The sequence below is a fragment of the Streptomyces rubellomurinus genome, assembly GCF_000961885.1.
GTDB lineage: Bacteria > Actinomycetota > Actinomycetes > Streptomycetales > Streptomycetaceae > Kitasatospora > Kitasatospora rubellomurina.
Map to the genome: position 1 here is coordinate 109,208 of NZ_JZKH01000001.1, position 23,627 is coordinate 132,834.

At 73.1% G+C, this 23,627-nt stretch carries 19 protein-coding genes; 9 read left to right on the forward strand and 10 right to left on the reverse strand.

The window, feature by feature from the left end:
- Nucleotides 1-26 precede the first annotated feature (26 nt).
- Both VM95_RS00505 and VM95_RS00510 read right to left on the reverse strand, forming a co-directional pair.
- Complete coding sequence (locus VM95_RS00505; RefSeq protein ID WP_244178557.1) at nucleotides 27-1,907, reverse strand: endonuclease/exonuclease/phosphatase family protein; 1,881 nt, start codon at nucleotides 1,905-1,907, stop codon at nucleotides 27-29.
- A 266-nt stretch (nucleotides 1,908-2,173) separates the two neighbouring features.
- Nucleotides 2,174-3,103: a Gfo/Idh/MocA family protein gene (locus VM95_RS00510; RefSeq protein ID WP_045691898.1), complete on the reverse strand. Its 930-nt coding sequence runs from the start codon at nucleotides 3,101-3,103 to the stop codon at nucleotides 2,174-2,176.
- Between the two features lie 520 nt (nucleotides 3,104-3,623).
- On the opposite strand from VM95_RS00510, the gene VM95_RS00515 reads away from it, so the two are divergent.
- A complete protein-coding gene (locus VM95_RS00515; protein ID WP_078859487.1) occupies nucleotides 3,624-4,628 on the forward strand; it encodes an alpha/beta fold hydrolase in 1,005 nt (334 codons plus the stop codon).
- Between the two features lie 14 nt (nucleotides 4,629-4,642).
- Here the strand turns inward: VM95_RS00515 and VM95_RS00520 are convergent, their stop codons facing one another.
- A complete protein-coding gene (locus VM95_RS00520) occupies nucleotides 4,643-5,185 on the reverse strand; it encodes a TetR/AcrR family transcriptional regulator (RefSeq protein ID WP_045691899.1) in 543 nt (180 codons plus the stop codon).
- 126 nt (nucleotides 5,186-5,311) lie between these two features.
- On the opposite strand from VM95_RS00520, the gene VM95_RS00525 reads away from it, so the two are divergent.
- Nucleotides 5,312-5,512, forward strand: coding sequence for a hypothetical protein (locus tag VM95_RS00525; protein WP_045691900.1), 201 nt, complete (start codon nucleotides 5,312-5,314; stop codon nucleotides 5,510-5,512).
- 188 nt (nucleotides 5,513-5,700) lie between these two features.
- On the opposite strand, the gene VM95_RS00530 is transcribed toward VM95_RS00525, so the two are convergent.
- From VM95_RS00530 to tdh, 4 genes are all read right to left on the reverse strand, one after another.
- Nucleotides 5,701-7,182, reverse strand: coding sequence for an MFS transporter (locus VM95_RS00530; protein ID WP_208615376.1), 1,482 nt, complete (start codon nucleotides 7,180-7,182; stop codon nucleotides 5,701-5,703).
- 135 nt (nucleotides 7,183-7,317) lie between these two features.
- A complete protein-coding gene (locus VM95_RS00535; RefSeq protein ID WP_045691901.1) occupies nucleotides 7,318-8,229 on the reverse strand; it encodes a LysR family transcriptional regulator in 912 nt (303 codons plus the stop codon).
- 255 nt (nucleotides 8,230-8,484) lie between these two features.
- Nucleotides 8,485-9,681, reverse strand: a complete 1,197-nt coding sequence (locus VM95_RS00540; protein WP_045691902.1) for a glycine C-acetyltransferase — start codon at nucleotides 9,679-9,681, stop codon at nucleotides 8,485-8,487.
- A gap of 29 nt (nucleotides 9,682-9,710) precedes the next feature.
- Complete coding sequence (gene tdh / locus VM95_RS00545) at nucleotides 9,711-10,739, reverse strand: L-threonine 3-dehydrogenase (protein ID WP_045691903.1); 1,029 nt, start codon at nucleotides 10,737-10,739, stop codon at nucleotides 9,711-9,713.
- A 467-nt stretch (nucleotides 10,740-11,206) separates the two neighbouring features.
- On the opposite strand from tdh, the gene VM95_RS00550 reads away from it, so the two are divergent.
- Complete coding sequence (locus VM95_RS00550) at nucleotides 11,207-12,619, forward strand: serine hydrolase domain-containing protein (RefSeq protein ID WP_045691904.1); 1,413 nt, start codon at nucleotides 11,207-11,209, stop codon at nucleotides 12,617-12,619.
- A 55-nt stretch (nucleotides 12,620-12,674) separates the two neighbouring features.
- On the opposite strand, the gene VM95_RS00555 is transcribed toward VM95_RS00550, so the two are convergent.
- Nucleotides 12,675-13,736: an ATP-dependent DNA ligase gene (locus VM95_RS00555; RefSeq protein ID WP_045691905.1), complete on the reverse strand. Its 1,062-nt coding sequence runs from the start codon at nucleotides 13,734-13,736 to the stop codon at nucleotides 12,675-12,677.
- Between the two features lie 66 nt (nucleotides 13,737-13,802).
- Between VM95_RS00555 and ligD the strand changes: the two genes are divergently transcribed.
- Together ligD and VM95_RS00565 are read left to right on the forward strand one after the other, a co-directional pair.
- A complete protein-coding gene (ligD, locus tag VM95_RS00560) occupies nucleotides 13,803-14,810 on the forward strand; it encodes a non-homologous end-joining DNA ligase (RefSeq protein WP_208615377.1) in 1,008 nt (335 codons plus the stop codon).
- A gap of 22 nt (nucleotides 14,811-14,832) precedes the next feature.
- Nucleotides 14,833-15,495 (forward strand): GNAT family N-acetyltransferase, encoded by a 663-nt coding sequence (locus tag VM95_RS00565; RefSeq protein WP_244178558.1) that lies wholly within the window; start codon nucleotides 14,833-14,835, stop codon nucleotides 15,493-15,495.
- Here VM95_RS00565 and VM95_RS00570 read toward each other — a convergent pair.
- Entirely contained in the window at nucleotides 15,481-15,987 is a 507-nt protein-coding gene (locus VM95_RS00570) for a hypothetical protein (RefSeq protein WP_045691906.1), read from the reverse strand. The genes VM95_RS00565 and VM95_RS00570 overlap by 15 nt on opposite strands.
- Before the next feature lie 40 nt (nucleotides 15,988-16,027).
- On the reverse strand, nucleotides 16,028-17,218 hold the full coding sequence (locus VM95_RS00575; protein WP_045691907.1) for an 8-amino-7-oxononanoate synthase: 1,191 nt from the start codon (nucleotides 17,216-17,218) through the stop codon (nucleotides 16,028-16,030).
- A gap of 222 nt (nucleotides 17,219-17,440) precedes the next feature.
- Here VM95_RS00575 and VM95_RS00580 point away from each other — a divergent pair, with 222 nt between their 5' ends.
- From VM95_RS00580 to VM95_RS00595, 4 genes are all read left to right on the forward strand, one after another.
- Entirely contained in the window at nucleotides 17,441-17,896 is a 456-nt protein-coding gene (locus VM95_RS00580; RefSeq protein ID WP_157881951.1) for a hypothetical protein, read from the forward strand.
- Between the two features lie 30 nt (nucleotides 17,897-17,926).
- Nucleotides 17,927-20,206, forward strand: coding sequence for a hypothetical protein (locus VM95_RS00585; RefSeq protein ID WP_045691909.1), 2,280 nt, complete (start codon nucleotides 17,927-17,929; stop codon nucleotides 20,204-20,206).
- Nucleotides 20,207-20,209: 3 nt separating this feature from the next.
- Nucleotides 20,210-20,935: a hypothetical protein gene (locus tag VM95_RS00590; protein WP_045691910.1), complete on the forward strand. Its 726-nt coding sequence runs from the start codon at nucleotides 20,210-20,212 to the stop codon at nucleotides 20,933-20,935.
- 87 nt (nucleotides 20,936-21,022) lie between these two features.
- Nucleotides 21,023-23,515: a DEAD/DEAH box helicase gene (locus tag VM95_RS00595; RefSeq protein ID WP_425265271.1), complete on the forward strand. Its 2,493-nt coding sequence runs from the start codon at nucleotides 21,023-21,025 to the stop codon at nucleotides 23,513-23,515.
- The last annotated feature ends 112 nt before the right edge of the window (nucleotides 23,516-23,627 follow it).

The window sequence follows — 23,627 nt, forward strand, 5'->3', positions numbered from 1 at the left end:
CGGGAGCAGCATATCCGCAGGTCGGGTCAGGGCTTCAGGCGGACCACCTGCGGGTCGTGGTCGCTGGCCTGCTGGGCGAACTCGGCGTTGATGTGCACCACGTCGTACTTGGCGTAGCCGAGCTCGGGGCTGACCAGGATGTGGTCCAGCACCTGCGAGTTGCCCTGGTAGACGTACGAGTACTGCTCGGTCTCCGGCAGCTCGTTCACCAGGTCGCGCAGCACGCCGCCCTTGGTGAGCGCGGCGAGGGCGGGCGAGAACTGGTAGTCGTTGTAGTCGCCGACCGCGACGATCCGGGCCTCCTGGTCGGCGGCGAGCAGCTTGCCGACGAAGGCCTGCTCGACGGTGGCCTGCTTGATCCGCTGCACCTCGGAGCTGCGGGTCGGGGCCTGGAAGCGGCTGTCGATGCCCTGGTCGCCGCCCTTGCTGTTGAAGTGGTTGGCGATCACGAAGACCGTCCGGCCGCGGAAGGTGAACTGGCCGACCAGCGGCTTGCGGCTGTCGGTCCAGGCCTCGTCGGTCGGCTCGATCCGGCCGGGCGAGGCGGTCAGCGCGGTGGCGGCGCCGGTGCCCGTGACGGCGACCGCGGTGGTGGCGGTGCCGCCGGGGATGTCGGTGAAGGAGACGCGCTGCGGGTTGAACAGGAAGACCTGCCGGATGTTGCCGCCGGGCTCGCCGCCGTCCTTGCCGTCCTGCGGGTCGATCGAGCGCCACTCGTACGCGGGGCCGCCGGCGGCCTTGACGGCGTCGACGAACCGGGCGATGGTCCGGCTCGCGCCGACGGTGCCGTCGTTCTTGCTGCCGTTGTCGTCCTGGATCTCCTCCAGGGCGACGATGTCGGGCGAGCGCAGGTTGGTGACGACGCCCTGGGCCAGCGCGGCGAACTTGGCGTCCGGGTTGGTGGCGGCCAGGTTCTCCACGTTGTAGGTGGCGACGGTGAGTTCGCGGTCGGTCGCCTGGGCGGTGACCTCGCGCTGGAGGTGGTTGTCGCGCAGCGCGCCGACGCTGCCGGCGACGAGGGTGTAGCCGCCGAACTGGTTGTAGTCCAGCGGGCCGGTGGTGGCGCCGGTCAGCTCGTCGCCGACGTTGGCCACCGGGAAGGGCTGCTGCGAGGCCGGGGCCTGCTGCTGCACCATCAGGCGGCCGACGTTGGGCTCGCGGTACGACTCGTACAGCACGCCGCCGCGCTTGCTGCGCTGGTCCTGCCGGTCGGCGGCGACCCACAGCTCGTTGTACTTGTCGGTCGCCTGGACGACGCGGGCGTCCCGGACCTGGACGAGCATGCCCTCCAGCGACTCGTAGAAGTCCAGGGCGTACTTCTCCGGGTTCAGCCGCACCTGGTCGATGGTGCCGTCCGGGCCGGCCAGCGGGGTGTAGGTGCCGGGGATGTTCCGGGTGTCCACGACCACGGGGGCGGGCAGCGGGTTGCCGGAGGAGAGCACCGTGACGGCGGGGCCGGTGAGTTCGGTGACGGACTGGGAGCCGCCGCCGTAGTTCGGGTAGTACTCGGTGACCTTGCCGCTGACCAGCACCGAGTCGCCGACCCGCACGGTGGGGGCGGCGCCGGTGTAGACGAAGATGCCCTCGCTGGTCGCCGGGTCGGCGTCCGGGTTCGGGTCCTGCATCCAGAAGCCCTTGGCGCTGCCGTACGCGCGGACGCCGGTGACGGTGCCGGGCACACCGGTGACGGGCTTGCCGGCCTGCGGGGACGTCCGGGTGGTGCCCTGGATGTCGTGGATGCGCAGCGGGCCGGCCTCGGTCGGCGCGGGCGGCACGGCGGCCGCGGGGCCGGCGGCGTACGCGGCCGGCAGCGGGACGAGCACCAGGGAGGCGGCGAGGGCGGCCGGGAGGACGGCGGCGCGCAGCAGGGCGGCTCTGCGGGGGCGGGGTGCGGCAGCGGTGGTCACCGGGGCATGGCTCCTGATTCGGCTACGGGCTACGTCGACAGGCGGCGCGCGCCGAGCGCGCGCTACTCGCGTAGAGAAGGACGGGAGACGTCTGCCGACCCCCGCCGAGCCCTCAAGATACGCGCGTAGAAAATGCCCCGACAAGACCCCGTCGGTGAACTCCCGGTTCCCGGCAGGTGCCATGACGTTTCGTCAACTCCCAGGCGGCTCCCAGGATTTCCCCGAACCGCCCAGGAACCTCCCAGCCTTCTCGGCCCGCCCCGCGCTCAGTTCCCCTCGATCCGCTCCACGATCAGCTCGCACAGCTCGTGGGTGCGCAGCGCGTCGTGCGCGTCGACGGTCTTCCCGTCGCGGACGGCGCCCAGGAACCCGAGCACGCACTGCTCGATCCCGCGCTGCCGGGCGACCGACACCCAGTCCCCGCGCCGGCGCACGGTCGGCTGGCCCCGGTGGTCGATCACCTCGGCCAGGTTGCGCACCTCGCGCTTGGACTCGCCGCCGGAGACCTCCAGCACCTCCTCCGTCGAACCGGAGACCCGGTTCATGACGCCCAGCGCGGTGAAGCCCTCGCCGGCCAGGGTCAGCACCACGTGCTCCACCAGGCCGTCCCGCACCCGGGAGCGGACGTCGAAGTGCTCGATCTCGCCGGGGACGAGGAAGCGCAGGGTGTCGACGACGTGGATGAAGTCGTCGAAGACCAGCGAGCGGGCCGCCTCCGGCAGGCCCTCGCGGTTCTTCTGCAGCACGATCAGGTCGCGCGGCCGCTCCAGGGCCTGCGCGTAGCCGGGCGCGTGCCGCCGGTTAAAGCCCACCATCAGCGAACGGCCCGTCCGGTCGGCCAGGTCCACCAGCCGGCGGGCGCCGTCCACGGTGTAGTCGAGCGGCTTGTCGACGTAGACGTCCACCCCGGCGGAGAGCAGCCGCTCGACGATCGGCACGTGCTGGCCGGTGGCGGCGTGCACGAACGCCGCCCGGATCCCGCTGCCGATCAGCTCCCCCAGGTCGGTGAACCGGCGCTCCGGGCCGACCCGGTACGCCTCGCCGATCCGGTCGAGCTTCGCCGCGTCCCGCGTCATCAGCCGCAGGTCGAGGCCCGGCAGCGCGCCGAACACCGGCAGGTACGCCTTCTGCGCGATGTCGCCGAGACCGATCACCCCGACCGGGAGCAGGCCGTCAGGAGCAGGGGTCGAACTCATCGGATTCTCCACTGGTACGCGCCGGAACCGTCACCCCCACCCTATGCACCGGGCTCCCGTCCCCGTTCACCACTCCCCGCCCCACCGCGGGGCCGCGGGGGAAGGACATTGGACGAACGCGTCCGGAACCGGCGCCCTGCTGGACGGTTGTCACGACTGGAGCCCCGCCCGGCGGGGCATACCGTCGACAGCGCTGCTGAAGGGTCCGGCTGTGGCTCCCCCACGAAGCACAACCGGACCCCTGGCTGGCGCCGGGCCTGGACGCGACTCCCCCCACGGAGCGGCGACCGGGCCCGCATGCTGTTCAACCAGCGACACGCAGCGTACATGTCATCTCCACGGAACGCTACCGGGCGAGGGCCCGCATCGCGGAAACCCTCCAAGGGGGCGCGCTCCCCGCTGCCGGATCCGGCCCCGGCCACCCCCTCGTGACGGTGGGTCAGTTAAGAGGCGTAAGTTCCTTCCCGTGCGAACCCCGTACACGAAGAGCTTCACTCGACACCCACGGAGGTGGCCGTCCATGGCCGAGGAGCAGCGCGGTGCCCGCAGGGACGACGCGAAGGCCGGCGGAACGTCGCGGCGCGGTGCGTTGAAGGCGGTGGTGGCCGGGGCGGGGGCGGTCGCCTCGCTGGGCGTGGCCGCCTCCGCCGCACACGCGGACGGACGCGGGAGCGGCGCGCCCACCTTCGTCCTCGTCCACGGTTCGGGGAGCAACTCCTTCTACTGGCAGCCCCTGCTGCGCGAGCTGGGGCTGCGCGGCCACCGCGCGATCGCGGTCGACCTGCCCGGGCACGGGCTCGGCGCGTACGTCCCCGAGTCCTACCAGTCCCCGCAGGACCTGGAGCGGCTGCGCACCGAGCCGTCCCCGATATCCGAGGTGACGCTGGGCGACTTCGCCGACCACGTGATCGGCGTGGTGCGGCAGGCACGGCGCAACGGCCCGGTGGTGCTGGTCGGCGGAAGCCTCGGCGGGGTGACCCTCAACGCGGTCGCCAACCGGGTGCCCGAGCTGCTCGCGCACCTGGTGTACGCCTCCGCGTTCTGCCCGACGAAGCACCCCTCGGTGCTGCGGCTGATGACGACCCCCGAGGCGGCCACCAGCTACATGACCAGGCTCCCCGCCGTCCACACGCCCCCGGAGCTGGGCATCAGCCGGGTCAACTGGCGCTCGGGCGACCCGGCGTTCCTCGCGGTCGTCAAGGAGGCGATCGCCGCCGACCGGTCGGACGCCGAGGTCCGGGCGCTGATGAACATCCTGGAGCCGGACGAGTCGGCGGCGGTCGGCGCGAGCGAGGACGCCCGCGGGCTGCCCGCGACGTGGGGCCGGGTGCCGCGCACCTTCGTGCGCTACACGCAGGACCGCACCATCCCGCCGGCGCTCCAGGACCTCATGATCCGCGAGGCGGACGAGGCCGCACCCGACAACCGCTTCCGCGTGCGGTCGCTCGGCGCGCCGCACGCCGGCCCGCGCGACGTGGGGCTCCTGGCGCACGAACTGGAGCTGGTCGCACGGCTGTGCCGCTGAGGCGCTCCGCCGGTTCAGGCGGCCAGCAGGGACTCCGCGATGCCGCGGGCCCGCCAGGCGGCGTCCGGGGTGCCCTCGCGCAGGGCGGTGACGATGGCGCCGTCCATCAGCAGGGCGAACTGCTTGGCGCGGGCGGCGGGTTCGGGGACGTCCGCGTCCCGCAGCAGCTGCTCGACCAGCTCGACGACGCGGGTCTTGTGCAGCGCCGCCATCTGGCGGGCCGGGCTGGACCGGTCCGCGATCTCGGTCATGGTGGTGATCGCGACGCAGCCGCGGTAGTCGGGTGCGGAGAACCGTTCGGCGAGCGCGTCGAAGATGTTCAGCGGGTGGCCGCCGTGCGCGGCGACCCGCTCGGACAGCCAGGCGCGCCACCGCGCGTCGCGGCCCTCCAGGACCGCGGTCACCAGCGCCTCCTTCCCGGCGAAGTGCCGGTAGAAGGACGCCCGGCCCACACCGGACTCGGAGAGGATGCGCTCCACCCCGACCGCGTGGATCCCGTAGGCGTAGAAGAGGGCTTCGGCCGTGCTCAGCAGGCGCGCCCGTGCGTTGACTGCCATGCAGACGATCCTAGCCGCCCTTGACGCCAAACGGCACCGATCGGTACCGTCCTCCCAGTCGGAACCGATCGGTACCGTTTCGCAGGCCAGCAGGACAGCAGGACAGCCGCACACCCGGGGGGACGCATGAGCGAGGACTGGACCGAAGCCGCCGTCGAACTCAACACCGGCTACACGGTGCTGAACGCGGACGGCGAGGCGATCTCCTACGTCCCCAGCGCCCTGGTCGCCCTCCAGGGCGGCTTCGCCAAGCTGCGCGTCCCCGGCACCGACACCGTCCAGGTGGTCTCGGCCCCCGCCGTCCACCTCATCACCCTCAAGGGGTGACCCCGGGCGGTCCCGACCGACCGCCCCCACCGACCAGCGGCTGCACGGCCGCCCGAGCCGGGACGCCCCGCCACCCCACCACGGCGGCGGCCGCCCGCCCCGGGACGCCGAGCAGCTGCCGGATTTCCGCAGCCCTGCCCGCACCACGCGCGGGCAGGGCTGCGGCCGTTCCCGGCCCGGCGCCCCGGTCAGCGCGCGGCCCGGGCACCCTCCGCCGTCCGCTCACGTTCGAGGCCGGGCTCCGCAGCGGGCGCGGGGCGGCGGCCCGGGAGGACGGTGGCGGCGGCGAGGGAGGCCGCGAGGAGGAAGGCGGCGGCCAGGAGGTAGCCGAGGCCGTAGCCCTGGGTGGCGGCCACGGCCGGGCTGGCTCCGGCGGCGAGGCGGTGGTCGGTGCGGGCGGTCGCGGCGGCGACCAGGACGGCGAGGCCGATGGCGCCGCCTATCTGGCGGGCGGAGTTGAGGAGCGCGGAGGCCGCGCCCGCCTCCTGGGGCGGGAGGCCGCCGGTGGCGGCGGCGGTGAGCGGGACGAAGGAGAAGCCGATGCCGAGGCCGGCCACCATGGACGGGCCGAGGACGTCGCCGAGGTAGCTGCCGGCCGGGCCGAGGGCGGCCCACCAGGCGAAGCCGGCCGCGCCGATCAGGCCGGCGGGCACCAGCAGCAGCCGGACGGGGACGCCGCGGCGCATCAGGCGGCTGGAGGCCTGGATGCCGACCACCACGCACAGGGTGAGCGGCAGGAAGCCGAGGCCGGCCTGGGCGGCGTTGAAGCCGAGGACCGTCTGCAGGTGCATCGTCGAGAAGTAGAAGGCGCCGAACTGCCCGCCGACCAGCAGGGCCATGAACAGGTTGGCGCCGAGCACACCCCGCCGGCGCAGCAGGCCGAGCCGGATCAGCGGGTCCGCCATCGGCCCGTACCGGACCCAGAGCACGAAGCCGGTGAGCAGCAGCCCGGCGGCCGCCAGCGTCCCGGCGGTGGCGGCGGAACCCCAGCCGACCTGTTCGGTGCGCTCGACGCCGAGGATGAGCAGGCCGACGCCAGCGGTGGCGAGCACGGCGCCGACCAGGTCGAGCCGGCCGCGCCGACCGCCGACCGTCCCGCCGGGGACGCTGCCCGCGGCGAGCAGCAGTGCGGCGACGGCCATCGGCAGGTTGACCCACATCACCCAGCGCCAGCCCGCGTACTCGGTGAGCAGCCCGCCGACCAGCACGCCTGCGCCGCCGCCGACCGCCGAGACGGCGGCGTAGACGCCGAGGGCGCGGGTGCGTTCGCGGCCTTCGCGCTGGGTGAGGGTGAGGACGGCGAGCGCGGCGGGCGCCATCACGGCGGCGCCGACGCCCTGGACGGCGCGGGCGGCAATCAGCTGCGCCTGGTCCTGGGCGAGCCCGCCGCCGAGGGAGGCGAGGGCGAAGGCGGCGGTGCCGGCGAGCAGGACGCGCCGGTGCCCGTAGTGGTCGGCCAGCCGTCCGCCGAGCAGCAGGAAGCCGCCGAAGCAGAGGGCGTAGATGTTGACCAGCCAAGGGAGTCGGGCCTGGTCGATGTGCAGCCCGGCGGCGATGCCGGGCAGCGCGACGTTCACCACGGTCATGTCGAGCGTGACCATGAACTGGACGATCGCGACCGCGCCGAGCGCCCTCCCCCGAGTCCTTCCGATGTCCTCCACGTCCTTCACGGGACTCCCCCCTAGTTTTTGTACACGTATACTTAACGCGTACGGAAACCATAGCGCACGGACCCGGGCACGAAACCCGGGCACGAAAAAAGCGCCGACCGGATCGGTCGGCGCTCCCGTGCGAGGGGCGGGTGTCTAGGCCTCGGCGGCGGCCGCCTCGGCGAGGGCGTCCAGGACGGGCCGGATCAGCGGGTGGCCGTCCGCGCCGGCCCGAACGGCGGCGAAGACGCGGCGGGTGGCGAGTTCGCTGTCCACCCGCCGGACGGCGACCCGCGCGAGGTCGACGCCGCGCAGCGCCGAGCGCGGCACCAGCGCGACCCCGGCGCCCGCCGAGGCGAGCGCGACGACGGCGCGGAAGTCGTCCGAGGAGTGCAGCAGCCGGGGCTGGAAGCCCGCGTGCTCGCAGGCGAGCAGGACGACGTCGTGGCACGGGTTGCCCGGGTAGGGCCCGATCCAGGGCTGGTCGGCCAGGTCGGCGACGGCGAGCGGGCCGGTGTCGGCGGCCAGCGGGTGGTCGAGCGGCAGGACGGCCTCGAAGGGCTCGGCGTACAGCGGGACGCGGGTGAGCCGGGCGTCGTCGGCGCGCGGGGCGCCCCGGTACTCGACGGCCACGGCGAGGTCGGCCCGCCCGTCCAGGACCATCGGCAGGCTGGCGTCGCCCTCGGCGTCCAGCACCTTGAGCCGCACGCCCGGGGCCCGCTCGGCGAGCAGCCCGATCGTCGGGGCGAGGACGAGGGCGATGCCGGTGGCGAAGGACGCGACGGTGACCTCCCCGGCGGCGCCCGCGCTGTACGCGGCGAGGTCGGCCTCGGCGCGTTCGAGCTGGGCGAGCACCGCGTCGGCGTGGCCGAGCAGGATCTCCCCGGCGGCGGTGAGCCGCACGCCGCGGCCCTCGCGGGCGAGCAGGTGGTGCCCGGTCTCCTGCTCCAGGGCGGCCAGCTGCTGGGAGACCGCGGAGGGGGTCAGGTAGAGCGCGGCCGCCGCGGCGGTCACGGTCCGGTGGTCCGCCACGGCCCGGAGGGTCCGCAGCCGTCGTGCGTCGATCACAAGGCCAATTCTGCCAGCGCGGCCGAGCACTCCCGGCCGGGCGGCGGAGGCCGACGGCCCCGCGGAGCCGCGAACGGGGGCGGGCCGGCGGCCGTGCGGCCGGGGCCCGCCCCCGCCTGCGGGAGGGTGGGACAGGTGGTCCTTGGGGTCCGTACGGCGCGGGCGGAGTCGATGTCGCCCGCGCCGTACGGAAGTTGGGGCCCGTGGGGGCGGTCCGGTTCCGAGCGGACCGCCCCCACGGGCAGTTCGGGAGGGCTACTCGTCGCCCAGGGCGGCCCGCGCGTCCACGAAGGCCGCGACGGCGCGCTCGACGTCCTCGGTGGAGTGCGCCGCGGACAGCTGCACCCGGATCCGGGCCTGGCCGTGCGGCACCACCGGGTAGGAGAAGCCGATCACGTACACGCCGCGCTCCAGCAGGAGCTCGGCGAGCTTCCCGGCCTTCGCCGCGTCGCCGATCATCACCGGGGCGATCGGGTGGTCGCCGGGCAGGATCTCGAACCCGGCCTCGGTCATCTTCGCGCGGAACAGCGCGGTGTTGGCCGCCAGCCGCTCGCGCAGCTCGTTCGAGTTCTCGACCAGGTCGAGCACCTTCAGCGAGGCGGCCGCGATCACCGGGGCGAGCGAGTTGGAGAACAGGTACGGGCGGGAGCGCTGGCGCAGCAGGGCGACGATCTCCCGGCGGGCGGCGACGTAGCCGCCGGAGGCGCCGCCGAGCGCCTTGCCGAGGGTGCCGGTGATGATGTCCACGCGGTCCATCACGCCGTGCAGCTCGGGGGTGCCGCGGCCGCCCGCGCCGACGAAGCCGACCGCGTGCGAGTCGTCGACCATGACCATCGCGTCGTAGCGGTCGGCCAGGTCGCAGATCTCGCGCAGCGGGGCGACGTAGCCGTCCATCGAGAAGACGCCGTCGGTGACGATCAGGCGGCGGCGGGCGTCCTGGGTGTCCTGGAGCTGCTTCTCCAGGTCGGCCATGTCGCGGTTGGCGTAGCGGTGGCGGCGGGCCTTGCTGAGCCGGATGCCGTCGATGATGCTCGCGTGGTTGAGCGCGTCGGAGATGACGGCGTCGTCGGCGTCGAGCAGGGTCTCGAAGACGCCGCCGTTGGCGTCGAAGCACGAGGAGTAGAGGATGGTGTCCTCCTGGCCGAGGAAGGCCGAGAGGCGGTCCTCCAGCTCCTTGTGCACGTCCTGGGTGCCGCAGATGAAGCGGACGGAGGCCATGCCGTAGCCCCAGCGGTCCAGCGCGTCCTTGGCCGCGGCCAGCACCTCGGGGTGGTCGGCCAGGCCGAGGTAGTTGTTGGCGCAGAAGTTCAGCACCTCGCCCGGCCGGCCGCCGCCGGTGACGGTGACCGCGGCGCTCTGCGGGGTGCCGATGACCCGCTCGGGCTTGAACAGGCCGGCCTCGCGGATCTCGTCGAGGGTGGTGGCGATGTCGGCGCGCACGTTGTCGAACACAACAGGCTCCTTCGGGGTCAGCGGGGTGCTCAGGCGGTCCAGTCGAGGATGATCTTGCCGCAGTTGCCGCTCGCGGCGTCGTCGAAGGCGGCCTCGAAGTCGTCGGCGGCGTAGCGGCCGGTGATCACCGGGCTGAGGTCCAGGCCGCCTTCCAGCAGCACGGACATCGCGTACCAGGTCTCGAACATCTCGCGGCCGTAGATGCCCTTGATGGTGATCATCGAGGTGACGATGCGCGCCCAGTCGACCGGGAAGTCGTCGGCGGGCAGGCCGAGCATGGCGATCTTCCCGCCGTGCGTCATGTTGGCGATCATCGACTGCATCGCCTCGGGGCGGCCGGACATCTCCAGGCCGACGTCGAAGCCCTCGCGCAGGCCCAGCTTCTGCTGGCCCTCCTCGATGGTGTGCTCGGCGACGTTGAGCGCCAGCGTCACGCCGACCTCGCGGGCCAGGTCGAGGCGGTACGGGGAGACGTCGGTGATCATCACGTTGCGGGCGCCGGCGTGCTTGGCGACGGCGGCGGCCATGATGCCGATCGGGCCGGCGCCGGTGACCAGCACGTCCTCGCCGACCAGCGGGAAGGACAGCGCGGTGTGCACGGCGTTGCCGAACGGGTCGAAGATCGCGGCGACGTCGAGGTCGACCGGCACCCGGTGCACCCAGACGTTGGAGGCGGGCAGCGCCACGTACTCGGCGAACGCGCCGTCCCGGTTGACGCCCAGGCCGATGGTGTTGCGGCACAGGTGGCGGCGGCCGGCCAGGCAGTTGCGGCACTTGCCGCAGACCAGGTGGCCCTCGCCGCTGACCAGGTCGCCGACCGTGATGTCCGCGACGCCGGCGCCGATCTCGGCGACCTCGCCGACGAACTCGTGGCCGATCGTCATCGGCGTCCTGATCGTCTGCTGCGCCCAGCCGTCCCACTTGCGGATGTGCAGGTCGGTGCCGCAGATGCCGGTCCGCAGCACCTTGATCAGCACCTCGCCGGGGCCGATCTCGGGCTTCGGGACGTCGATCATCCAGAGGCCGGGCTCGGCCTTCTGCTTGACGAGTGCCTTCACGGGCGACGGCTCCTGACGTGCGGTGCGGGGACGGCCTGCGGAGGGGGGCAGACCGAGGGGCCCGGTACGGCCGCTCCTGGCGGACGCACTCCGGGCAGGCAGAAATCTGCCTGGTGGGAGGGGGTGCGGTCCATCGAGGAATTCTTAAGGCCGGTCACAGCTGGGCTAAACGATCGTGCCCGAGCGGCGGTCGCGGGCGGGTACGGCGTGCCGGTGCTCACCCGTCCGGCCGAGCGCGGGGGCCCGGGCCGCGACACCGATCGGCGCCCGGGGGCGCGCTCATCACCAGCCGGCCGCCACCCGGGTTGGGGCACTCGGCTGACGGCGGGCCCGTTCGGATCAGCCGACGATCGACCCGCGCGCGGGCGGGCCGCGCCGGTGCTTACGGTGGCGACGCTCCCCCGCGGCCCCGTGGAGCCGTCCTTCGAGCTCCGGGGCCCTCCGCCGCAGAGAGGCGCTCCCGATCCATGACCAAGACCAGACGGCCGCGCCCGGCCGCTCCCCGCTCCGTACGCGCGGCCGCCGCGGCCCTCGCCGTGACCGGCCTGCTGACCACCGCGGCCTGCTCCGGCTCGCCGAAGACCGCCGAGCCGGCCGGTGGCGCGGCCGTCACCGCCGAGCCCGCCGCGCTCAGCCCGTCCGCCTCGCCGAGCGCGAGCCCGTCCGGCGGGGTGGTGGCCCTCACGCCGGACGTGATGGGCAAGCTGGACGCCGCGATCCAGCAGGTGATGAGCCAGGCGTCCGTCCCCGGCGTGATCGTCGGCTACACCACGCCGGACGGCAGCTACCAGAAGGCCTTCGGGCTGGCCGACCCCGGTCGCAAGGTGCCGATGTCGACCGACCTGTACACCCGGATCGGCAGCGTCACCAAGACCCTCACGGCCACCGCCGTGCTGCGGCTGGTGGACCAGGGCAAGGTGGGCCTGGACGACCCGATCTCCAAGTACGTCCCCAACGTGCCGAACGGCGACAAGATCACCGTCCGCGAGCTCGGCGACATGCGCAGCGGGCTCTACAACTACAGCCTGGACCCGGACTTCGACCACGCGCTGCTCAGCGACCCGACGCGCCCGTTCACCCCGGACCAGCTGCTCGCGTACTCGTACAAGCACCCGGCGGACTTCGCGCCGGACGCCAAGTTCGAGTACTCCAACACCAACGCGATCCTGCTCGGCCTCCTGGTCGAGAAGGTCAGCGGCCAGCCGCTCCAGGACTTCCTGAAGGCCCAGGTGTTCGACCCGGCCGGGATGAAGAACTCGGTCTTCCCGACCGACGCCACCTTCCCCGACCCGCACGCCCACGGCACCACCAACCAGACGCTGGACGGCGCGGTCGCCGACTCCACCGACTGGAACCCGTCCTGGGGCTGGGCCGCCGGCGCGGCCATCTCCACCCTCGCCGACCTGCAGACCTGGTCGAAGGTGCTGGCCACCGGCACGCCGCTGATCAAGCCGGACACCCAGGCGGAGCGGCTCAAGACCCGGGAGGCCGGGCTGCCGGCGCTCGGCTACGGCTTCGGCGTGTTCAACACCCACGGGTGGATCGGGCACAACGGCTCGCTGCCCGGCTACCAGACCGTCGTGATCTACCTGCCGGCGGCGCAGGCCTCGCTGGTGATCATGACCAACACCGACGTCTCGTACCAGGGCACCGAGCCGTCGACGCTGCTGGCCCGGGCGATCACGCAGATCGTCTCGCCGAACAACGTCTACACGCTGCCGACGCCCGCCGAGACCGGATCGCCGACCGCGCCCGGCTCGCCGTCCGGGTCCCCCTCCCCGTCCCCGTCCGCGGGTGCCAGCCGGACGCCGCTCGGCACCACGACGCCCGCGCCCTCCGGCTCCGCCACGCTGCACATCTCCGAGGAGACGGATTCCTGATCCACCGCCGTCAGGGGCCCGAACCGGTGTACCGGTTCGGGCCCCTGACGCTGCGTCAGATCCCCAGCACCTTGCCGAGGTCGTACGAGACCGGCTCCTCCAGCTGCGCGTAGGTGCAGCTCTCCGGCGTGCGGTCCGGCCGCCAGCGGCGGAACTGCGCGGTGTGCCGGAACCGGGTGCCCTCCATGTGGTCGTAGGCGACCTCGACCACCCGCTCGGGGCGCAGCGCGATCCAGGACAGGTCCTTGCCGCCGGTCCAGCGGCTGACCGCGCCCGGCAGCCGTCCCTCGGCGTGCGCGGCCTCGTCCGCCCAGCCGCCCCACGGGTGCGCGGCGAGGTCGTCCATGCGCAACGGGGCCAGTTCCTCGGCCAGTTCGCGGCGGCGGGCCATCGAGAAGGCCGCGCAGACGCCGACGTGCTGGAGTCTGCCCCGGGCGTCGTGGATGCCGAGCAGCAGCGAGCCGACCACCGGGCCGCTCTTGTGCTCGCGGTAGCCGGCCACCACGCAGTCGGCGGTGCGCTCGTGCTTGATCTTGTACATGGTGCGCTCGCCCGGCCGGTACGGCTGGTCCAGCGGCTTGGCGACGACGCCGTCCAGCCCGGCGCCCTCGTACTCGGAGAACCAGGCCCGCGCGGTGTCCGGGTCGGTGGAGGCCGGGGCGGTGAACACCGGGTCGGCGGCGCCGGCGAGGGCTTCCTCCAGGGCCGTACGGCGCTCGGCGAGCGGCCGCTCCAGCAGCGCGACGTCGCCGAGGGCGAGCAGGTCGAAGGCGACGAAGGAGGCCGGGGTCTGCTCGGCCAGCAGCCGCACCCGGCTGGCCGCCGGGTGGATGCGCTCCAGCAGCTCCTCGAAGCGCAGCCGCCCGTCCCGGGCGATCACCACCTCGCCGTCCAGCACGCAGCGCGCCGGCAGCGCCCGCCGGAACGCCTCGACCAGCTCGGGGAAGTACCTGGTCAGCGGCTTGCCGGTGCGGCTGCCGAGCTCCACCTCGTCGCCGTCGCGGAACACGATGGTGCGGAAGCCGTCCCACTTGGCCTCGTACTGCATCCCGGGCGGGATCCTGGCCACCGACTTGGCGAGCATCGGCGCCACCGGCGGCATCACGGGCAGGTCCATGGCTCCCAGCCTGGCGCGGTTCGCCCCGGGGCGCGCGGCGGGCGCGGCACGTCTAGCGTGTCAGGCATGGGCGCAGCCGTGGAACTGGAAGTCGCCGGGCGCACCGTCCGGCTGTCGAACCCGGACAAGGTGTACTACCCCGAGCGCGGCTTCACCAAGCTGGACGTCGCGCAGTACTACCTGGCCGTCGCGGACGGGGTGCTGCGCGGGCTGCGCGAGCGGCCCACCACGCTGCAGCGCTTCCCGGACGGCGTGGACGGCGAGTTCTTCTACCAGAAGCGCGCCCCCAAGGGCCTGCCGGACTGGCTGCCCACGGCCCGCATCGAGTTCCCCAGCGGCCGCTCCGCCGACGAGATCTGCCCCACCGAACCGGCCGCCGTGCTGTGGGCCGCCAACCTGGGCTGCCTCACCTTCCACCCCTGGCCCGTCCGCCGCGCCGACACCGGCCACGTCGACGAGCTGCGCATCGACCTCGACCCGCAGCCCGGCACCGACTTCCACGACGCCGTCCGCGCCGCCCACGAGTTGCGCGCCCTGCTGGAGGAGCACGGGCTGCGCGGCTGGCCCAAGTCCTCGGGCGGGCGCGGCCTGCACGTGTACGTGCCGCTCGAACCAGAGTGGACGTTCACCGACGGGCGGCACGCCGTCATCGCACTCGGCCGGGTGCTGGAGCAGCGGATGCCCGGCAAGGTCACCACCGCGTGGTGGAAGGAGGAACGCGGCGAGCGGATCTTCGTCGACTACAACCAGATGGCCCGCGACCGCACCATCGCCTCCGCCTACTCGCTGCGCGCCCGCCCGCGCGCCACCGCCTCCACCCCGCTGCGCTGGGACGAGCTCGACGACGCCTCCCCCGAGGACTTCGACCTGCGGACCGTCCCCGCCCGGTTCGCCGAACTCGGCGACCTGAACGCGGAGATGGAGCAGCATGCCTTCCGCCTGGACGGCCTGCTGGAGCTGTACGAGAAGCAGCTGCGCGACGAGGGCCTGGGCGAACTCCCGTACCCGCCCGACCATCCCAAGGCCGCGGGCGAGCCCACCCGGGTGCAGCCGAGCCGGGCGAGGAAGAAGTGAAGTAGCCCGCTAGCCTGGGCACATGAGCATGGACGTGCGGGTGCGGGGGCTGGCGGAGATCCTGGCGGACGCGGCGGGCGGGGTGTTCCCGCCGCCGGACGGGTCGGTGACGGTGGTGCCGCAGCCCTCGCCGCGCGAGGCCGGGGTGCTGTCCTTCGCCGCGCACGCCGTGGTGTTCACCGCCGAGGACCCGGCCTGGGTGCGCGACACCGTCGCCGCCGCGCCGGGCGAACCGCTCTCGGCGCCGCTCAGCCCGTCGTTCCTGTCCGCCTTCGCCGCCCGCACCGGCCGGGTCGTCGGCAACACCGACCTGGTGACGGCCGCCGGGCGCCTGCCGGGCGAGCCGCCGCTGCCGCTGGCCGAGGTCGAGGACCGCGAGCACCCCCGGGTGGTCCGCGCCCTCGACTTCCGCGAGGACGTCCGGGTGTTCACCACGGACGGCGGCGTGCTGGTCCTCGGCCGCGGCGTCGCCGGCCGCTGGGAGGCTGCCATCGAGGTCGACCCGCACACCCGCGGCCGCGGCCTGGGCCGCGCCCTCGCCACCGCCGCCCGCCACCTCCTCCCCGAGGGCGAGGTCGTCTGGGCCCAGCAGGCCCCCGGCAACGCCCCCAGCGTCCGCGCCTTCCAGGCCGCCGGCTACCGCCCGATCGGCGCGGAGGCACTGCTGGTCTCACCCCACCGCTGAGCCACCCCCGCCGGGCGGCGGCCGCCACAGCACCCGAACCCGGTCGGCCTCGGCGTCGTACCCGAGGAACGGCGCCCGGGTGTCGCCCTCGACGTACATCGGCACCGGTTTGCCGAGCCGCCGCCCGATCGCGGCCAGGAACCCGCAGAGCACGTCCAGCCGCTCCTGGCCCTGGAGTTCCCACAGGGAGACGTCGAAGTCGATCTGCTCGTCACCGAGGAACCGGAAGATCGCGCAGACGTCGGCGCTCGGCCGGACGCACAGGTTCGGGCACTCCGCGTCGGCCGGTCGCGCCAGCACGGTCTCGGCCCTCGGGAGCGGCCGGACGGTGTCGCCCTCGGTGTACTCGTACGCCCAGCCCCGCTCCACGACGAGGTCGAGCACCGCCTGCCAGTCCGCCACCGTGGTGTCGGCGACGTAGACGTCGGGAAGGCAGCCCCCATCGGTCGGGTCGAACAGCCAGGCGACGTCGTCCCAGAGCAGATCGGTCATCCCGCCATCCTGCCCGGAGCGCCCCCACCCCGACCAGCGGTTATCCGCGCCGCGCGCCCGCCGGGGCGAGGTCGGCGATGGTGCGGACGGCGTCGGCGATCTGGGCGTCCGTCAGGTCGCCGCGGGCCGTGAGGCGCAGGCGGGAGATGCCGTCCGGGACGGACGGGGGGCGGAAGCAGCCGACCGCGAGGCCGGCGGTGCGGCAGTCGGCGGCCCAGGCGACGGCGGCCTCGGGGCCGGGGGCGCGGACGGAGACGACGGCGGCGTCCGGCTCGCAGGCGTGCAGGCCGGCGGCGGTGAGGCGGGCCGCGAGGGTGCGGGCGACCTCGCGGGCGCGGTCGGCGCGCTGCGGTTCGGCGCGCAGCAGGCGCAGGGCGGCGAGGGCGGCGCCGGCGGCGGCCGGGGCGAGGCCGGTGTCGAAGATGAAGGTCCGCGCGGTCTCGGTGAGGTGGCGGATCACCCGGCGCGGGCCGAGGACGGCGCCGCCCTGCGAGCCGAGCGACTTGGAGAGGGTGACGGTGGCGACGGTGTCCGGCTGCCCGGCGAGCCCGGCGGCGGCGAGGGCGCCCCGCCCGCCGGGGCCGAGCACGCCCAGCCCGTGCGCGTCGTCGACGAGCAGCGCGGCGCCGTGCGCGCGGGCGGCATCGGCGAGGCCGGGCAGCGGGGCGGCGTCGCCGTCGACGGAGAAGACGGAGTCGGTGACGACCAGGGCCCGGCGCTGCGCCCGTGCGGCCAGCGCCTCGGCGACGGCCGCCGGGTCGCTGTGCGGGGCGCGGTGGACGTCGGCGCGGGCGAGGCGGCAGCCGTCGATGAGCGAGGCGTGGTTGTAGGCGTCGGACACGATGAGGGTGTCCGGGTCGGTGAGCGCGGTGAGCGCGGCGAGGTTGGCGGTGTAGCCGGAGGAGAACACCAGCGCGGCCTCCACTCCGCAGAACTCGGCCAGCTCGCCTTCGAGTTCGGTGTGCAGCGCGGTCGTTCCGGTGACCAGCCGGGAGCCGGTGGAGCCACCGCCCCAGCGCAGCGCGGCGTCGGCGGCGGCGCGGGTGACGGCGGGGTGGCGGGTGAGGCCCAGGTAGTCGTTCCCGGCGAGGTCCAGCACCGGGTCGTCGGCGGCCCGGCTGCGCAGGGTGCGGGTGAGCCCGGCGTCGGCGCGCAGCGCGGCGGTCTCGTCGAGCCAGTCGAAGACGTGCGCCTGGGCGGGGAGGGGCGTGGAGGTGAGGGGGTGGACCATGCTCGGCACTCTGGCACGAGGGGCGAGGCGGGGGCAATGTGCGACTGGGCACAGGTCCGCACCTCGACGTTCATCGCCATTCACCGTGTGTTCATTCGAATTCCGCGCTCAATACACGTAAACCCGGGTTTCGCAAATCTTTATGATTCTTCCGCATACGCCACACGGCTAGCCCACGCCGCATTCGGTACGCTCCGTTCCGTTCTTCCCAGGGGGTGGCAAGTGACAGACCTCGACTTCGAGCGTCGAATGAATCCGTGGCTCTTCGACGACAAGGGCAATCTGACCGAAGAGGCCAAGAAGCAGTTCCCGGACCTGGCCGGCGCCAACGACGCCCCGGTCTCGCTGACCCCGGCGGGCGGCGGCGGCAAGGCCGTCACCGTGAACACCGGAGTGCTGCAGCAGGCCGCGCAGAACGCCTTCGCCCTGCGCGACGCCGTCAAGACCGAGTGCGGCCAGCCCGCCGAGCACGTCGGCGCGGCGGGCACCGCGCTCGCCGGCTGGTCCCTGGGCACCGTCCTCCCCGCCGCCTGGAGCACCTGGTCCAACCAGGCCGACGCCCTGAAGACCGCCGTGGGCGACATCGGCACCAACCTGCAGACCACGGCGCAGTCGTACGTCAAGACCGAGGGCGACGTCCACGCCAGCTTCAACAAGCCGCAGGGCGCCAACAGCTAGCCACAGCACAACGGGGGGAGCAGCACCGCCATGGTGACGTTCAGCCAGCTCAAGCAGGTCGACCTCGGCAGCCTCGACTCGGCGGCCGGCGACTTCGAGAAACTCGTCCGCAACTGGGACCTCACCCGGCGGATGCAGAACGAGGTCATCGGCACCGTCCAGCAGTCCGGCTGGCACGGCGACGCCGCCGGCCTCGCCAACGCCCGGTTCACCTGGGCCCGCGACCAGATCCACGCGGCCTTCGAGGAGGCCACCGCGCTCGCCAAGACCCTGCGCGACGCCCACACCGCGATCTCCGCCGCCAAGAAGGACCTGGCCACGGCCGTCCAGAACGCCGTCACCGCCGGCCTCACCGTCACCGACGACGGCACGGTGAAGTGGCCCGCGCCCACCACCCCCGAGGACAAGCACGACCCGGACTACACCAAGAGCTGGCAGGCCAAGGCCGAGACGGCCGCCAAGGCCATCTTCGACGCGGTCGACCGCGCCACCGAGGCCGACCAGGACGCCTCCCGGGCCCTCGGCGACGACACCGGCAGCGACGGCACCGCCTTCAACGCCAAGCCGGTCGGCGGCATCGCAGAGGAGGAGGCCAAGACCGCCACCTACATCATGAGCCTCGGCGCCGGGGCCTCCGACCAGCAGCTCAAGAACCTCCAGACCATCCTGGACCACTACCACCAGGACCCCCGGTTCGCCTCCGCCTTCTACGGCAACCAGGACCCGGCCGACTTCATGGCCAAGTACGGCGCCATGGCCCAGAGCGGGGACTACGCCAACAGCACGGCCCGCAGCGCCGCCATCAAGGGCATCCAGAAGGACCTCGGCCTCACCCTCGCCACCGCGACCGACACCAAGCAGCCGCTGCACGTCTCGGACGACTGGGAGAGCAGGTTCCGGGCCGCCGGCGCCAAGCAGATCCCCGTCCCGCCGGGCGCCGACCCGGCGCACAGCCCGTACGGGTACCAGATCGTGTCGAACCTGCTGCGCGAGGGGACGTACGACTCCCACTTCCTCAACCCGATCGCCGAGCACGTCACCCAGCTCACCGAGGAGAACCCGGGCCGCTGGCAGGCCGTCGCCTACCAGAACAGCTACCCGTTCGACTCGCTGAAGTTCATCGGGCAGGTCGACAAGGACGGCCACCTCCAGGGCCTCAACCCGCTGTCCGGCATCCTGGACGCCTTCGGCCACAGCCCCGAGGCGGCCACCAAGTTCTTCCACGACCCGACGACCACCTACAACCCGGACGGCACCGTCAAGAGCACCGGCGGCGAGAACAACTACGTCAAGCTGTTCACCGCCGGCGGGGACAACTCCCTGATCAACGACATCAGTTACCCGCTGCGCCCGATGGAGACCAAGCCCGACCCGGCCCACGTCCTGTCGCTCGGGCACGCCCTGGAGGCCGCCGCCACCGGCCGGGCCTGGGACGACACGACCAGCCCGTACCCGCCGCACACGGCGGCGATGAACGACGTGATGAGCAAGGTCGTCGACCGCTTCGGCACCGGCGACGGGCCGAACATGCTGCGCGGCGGCCCGCTCGCCAACCTCAACGGCAGCATCGGCAACATGGCCGCCAACCACATCGCGGACATCGAGAACGCCCTGGACGGGCCCGGCCCGAACAGCGGCGGCCCGAACTCGCGGCTGCCCTCGAACGGCGCCCCCGGCTTCCTCAACCACGACAACACCGCCATCCTGCTCTCGACGGTCGGCCGCAACCCCGACGCGTACGCCACGATCGCCACCGCGCAGCAGGCGTACCAGTCGGCCCAGATCCAGCAGGTCATGATGCACCCGGAGCTGCACCCGGACATGGCCACGGCGATCGAGAACGTGACCATGCCGGGCGGCCAGGTCGCCGGCCTGATCACCCACGCGATGTCGGACGAGATCCAGCAGAACCACGCGATATCCGACAAGGCGATCAACGACGCGATCGACTCCAAGAAGGACATCGCCAAGATGGTCTGGGACAACAGCGGCGGCATCCTGGTGGACAAGATCCCCAAGGCGGGCAGCTTCATCAACGACCAGATCGGCGACATCATGACCCAGGTCGCCGACAGCTACCACGTGGACACCACCAACCAGGGCCGGGACGAGGCGCACAAGACCACCGGCGCGACGGTCCAGGGCTCGCAGCAGGCGGTCGTCAACGCCGTCGAGGACGCCGGCCGCGAGGCCGGACTCGACCAGAACCGGGTGGACGACCTGGCCACGCGCGCCAAGCAGACCATCACCCAGGGCTGGTCCGCCGGCCACGACCTCTACGACCCGACGATGGCCTCGAAGGCGGACTGAACCATGGCCGACGACACCCACCCCGCTCCCGGCCCGCCCGAGGGCCCGCCGCCGTCGCCCGCGCGGCACCGGCGGGCCCTGCCCTGGCTGGCCGGCGCCCTCGCCCTGGCCGTCCTCGGCGGCGGCGCCCTGTGGCTCTGGAAGCCGTGGCAGTCGCAGGAACTCCCGCAGAGCGCCTGCTGGTCGGCGCTCTCCCGGGACGACCTGAAGCCGCTGGCCGGGAAGTCCGGAAGGACGACCCAGCAGGGCGCGGCGCGGCTCCAGACGCCCACCGGGCCGCAGGATCCGGCGAACCGCGGCACCACCTGCGTCCTCGACTGGTTCCCGGACGGCGGCGACGGCAGTCGCGCGCTCCTCTCGGTGCAGGTCGGCCCCGCCCTCCACGGGATCGAGGCCGATCGCACCGCGGAGTCCGCGCAGGGCCGCCCGGTCGCCATCCTGGACGTCGGCGGCGGAGCGGCGGCCCTGGCCACCACCGAACCGAGCCGCCGCGTCCAGTTCTACGTGCGCTGCGACGTCCGCGTGCCGCCCGCCGGCCCGAACGCGCAGTACATCCGCATCGACGTCGGCGGCAGCACCATCGACGGCGCCTCGCCGGCCAAGGCCCGTCAGGCGTACGCCGACATCGCGCTGAAGGTCGCGCGGGTCGCCGCCGAGGAGTACGAGTGCGGCGACAAGGCGCAGTTGCCCGCCACCGCGCCCGCCGTCCCGGACCTCGCGACGCACTGAGCCGTCCGAGCAGGCCGCTCGCCGCCGCAGGCTTTGCCCGGGGTGGCGGCGAGCAGGCAAGATAGCCGGGTGACCCTCCTTGATCTGATGCCGAAGCCCGCCACGCCCGACGCGCTGTACGAGACGTTCGCCGCCTGGGCGCAGGAGCGGGGGATCACGCTGTACCCGGCGCAGGAGGAGGCGCTGATCGAGCTGGTCTCCGGGAACAACGTGATCCTGGCGACGCCGACCGGTTCGGGCAAGAGCCTGGTGGCGGCGGGCGCGCACTTCGCGGCCCTCGCCGAGGGGCAGCGGACGTTCTACACCGCCCCGATCAAGGCGCTGGTATCGGAGAAGTTCTTCGACCTGGTGAAGATGTTCGGCACCGAGCAGGTCGGCATGATGACCGGCGACGCGAGCGTCAACCCGACCGCGCCGATCATCTGCTGCACCGCCGAGGTGCTGGCCCAGATCGCGCTGCGCGACGGCGCCCGGGCGGACATCGGCCAGGTCGTCATGGACGAGTTCCACTTCTACGCGGAGCCGGACCGCGGCTGGGCCTGGCAGATCCCGCTGCTGGAGCTGCCGCAGGCGCAGTTCCTGCTGATGTCCGCCACGCTCGGCGACGTGCGCCGCTTCGAGGAGGACCTGACCCGCCGCACCGGCCGGCCGACCACGGTGGTGCGCAACGCGACCCGCCCGGTGCCGCTGTTCTACGAGTACCGCCGCACCACCATGCACGACACGCTGGAGGAGCTGCTGCAGACCGGCCAGGCGCCGGTCTACGTCGTGCACTTCACGCAGAAGGAGGCGGTGGAGCGGGCGCAGTCGCTGATGAGCATCAACATGTGCTCGAAGGCGGAGAAGGACGCCATCGCCGACCTGATCGGCAACTTCCGCTTCACCACCAAGTTCGGCCGCAACCTGTCCCGTTACGTGCGCCACGGCATCGGCGTGCACCACGCGGGCATGCTGCCGAAGTACCGCCGGCTGGTCGAACGCCTCGCCCAGGCGGGCCTGTTGAAGGTGATCTGCGGGACGGACACGCTCGGCGTGGGTGTCAACGTGCCGATCCGCACGGTGCTGTTCACCGCCCTGTCCAAGTACGACGGCCAGCGCGTGCGGATCCTGCGCGCCCGCGAGTTCCACCAGATCGCCGGGCGGGCCGGCCGGGCCGGCTTCGACACCGTCGGCCAGGTGGTGGCGCAGGCGCCCGAGCACGTGATCGAGAACGACAAGGCGATCGCCAAGGCCGGGGACGACCCGAAGAAGAAGCGCAAGGTGGTGCGCAAGAAGGCGCCGGAGGGCTTCGTCGGCTGGACGGAGGAGACCTTCGACAAGCTGATCTCCGCCGAGCCGGAGCCGCTGGTCTCCCGCTTCAAGGTCAGCCACGCGATGCTGCTGTCGGTGATCGGCCGCCCCGGCAACGCCTTCGAGGCGATGCGCAAGCTCCTCACCGACAACCACGAGGACCGGGCCGCCCAGCGCCGCCACATCCGCACCGCGATCGCGATCTACCGCTCGCTGCTGGAGGGCGGCGTCGTCGAGCGCCTGCCGGAGCCGGACGCCGAGGGCCGGATCGTCCGCCTCACCCTGGACCTGCAGGAGAACTTCGCGCTCAACCAGCCGCTGTCCACCTTCGCGCTGGCCTCCTTCGAACTCCTCGACCCGACCTCGCCGACCTACGCGATGGACGTCATCTCCGTCGTCGAGGCGACCCTCGACGACCCGCGCCAGATCCTCGCCGCCCAGCAGAACAAGGAGCGCGGCGAGGCCGTCGCCGAGATGAAGCGCGACGGCATCGAGTACGAGGAGCGGATGGAGCGGCTGCAGGACATCACGTACCCGAAGCCGCTGGAGGAACTGCTCACCCACGCCTACGAGGTGTACCGCCGGGCCCACCCGTGGATCGGCGACCACCAGCTGCAGCCGAAGTCCGTGGTCCGCGACCTGTACGAGCGGGCGATGACCTTCTCGGACTACGTCGGCTTCTACGAGCTGGCGCGCACCGAGGGCATCGTGCTGCGCTACCTGGCCGGCGCGTTCAAGGCGCTGGAGCAGACCGTCCCCGAGGACGTGAAGACGGACGAGCTCAAGGACGTCATCGCCTGGCTCGGCGAGCTGGTCCGCCAGGTCGACTCCAGCCTGCTGGACGAGTGGGAGCAGCTGGCCAACCCGACCGAGGCGGCCACCGCCGAGGTGACGCTGGAGGACAAGGCGGCGCCGGTCACCGCCAACGCGCGGGCCTTCCGGGTGCTGGTGCGCAACGAGATGTTCCGCCGCGTGGAGCTGTGCGCGCTGGAGCACTGGGACGAACTCGGCGAGCTGGACGGCGAGTACGGCTGGGACGCGGACCGTTGGGCGGACGCCATGGACGGCTACTGGGACGAGTACGACGACCTGGGCACCGGCCCGAACGCGCGCGGCCCGAAGATGCTGATGATCGAGGAGGAGGACTCCGCCTGGAAGGTCCGGCAGATCTTCGACGACCCGGAGGGCGACCACGACTGGGGCATCAGCGCCGAGGTCGACCTGTACGGCTCGGACGAGGAGGGCCGGGCGGTGCTGCGGGTCACCTCGGTGGACCGGCTCGGGGGCTGACGGCCCTCCCCCACTCCCTCCACTGACGAACCGTCAATGCCGTGGGGGTCCGACCGGGTTCTGCCGGTCGGACCCCCACGGTTTCGTCACCGCCGCTTTGTGACATCAGGAC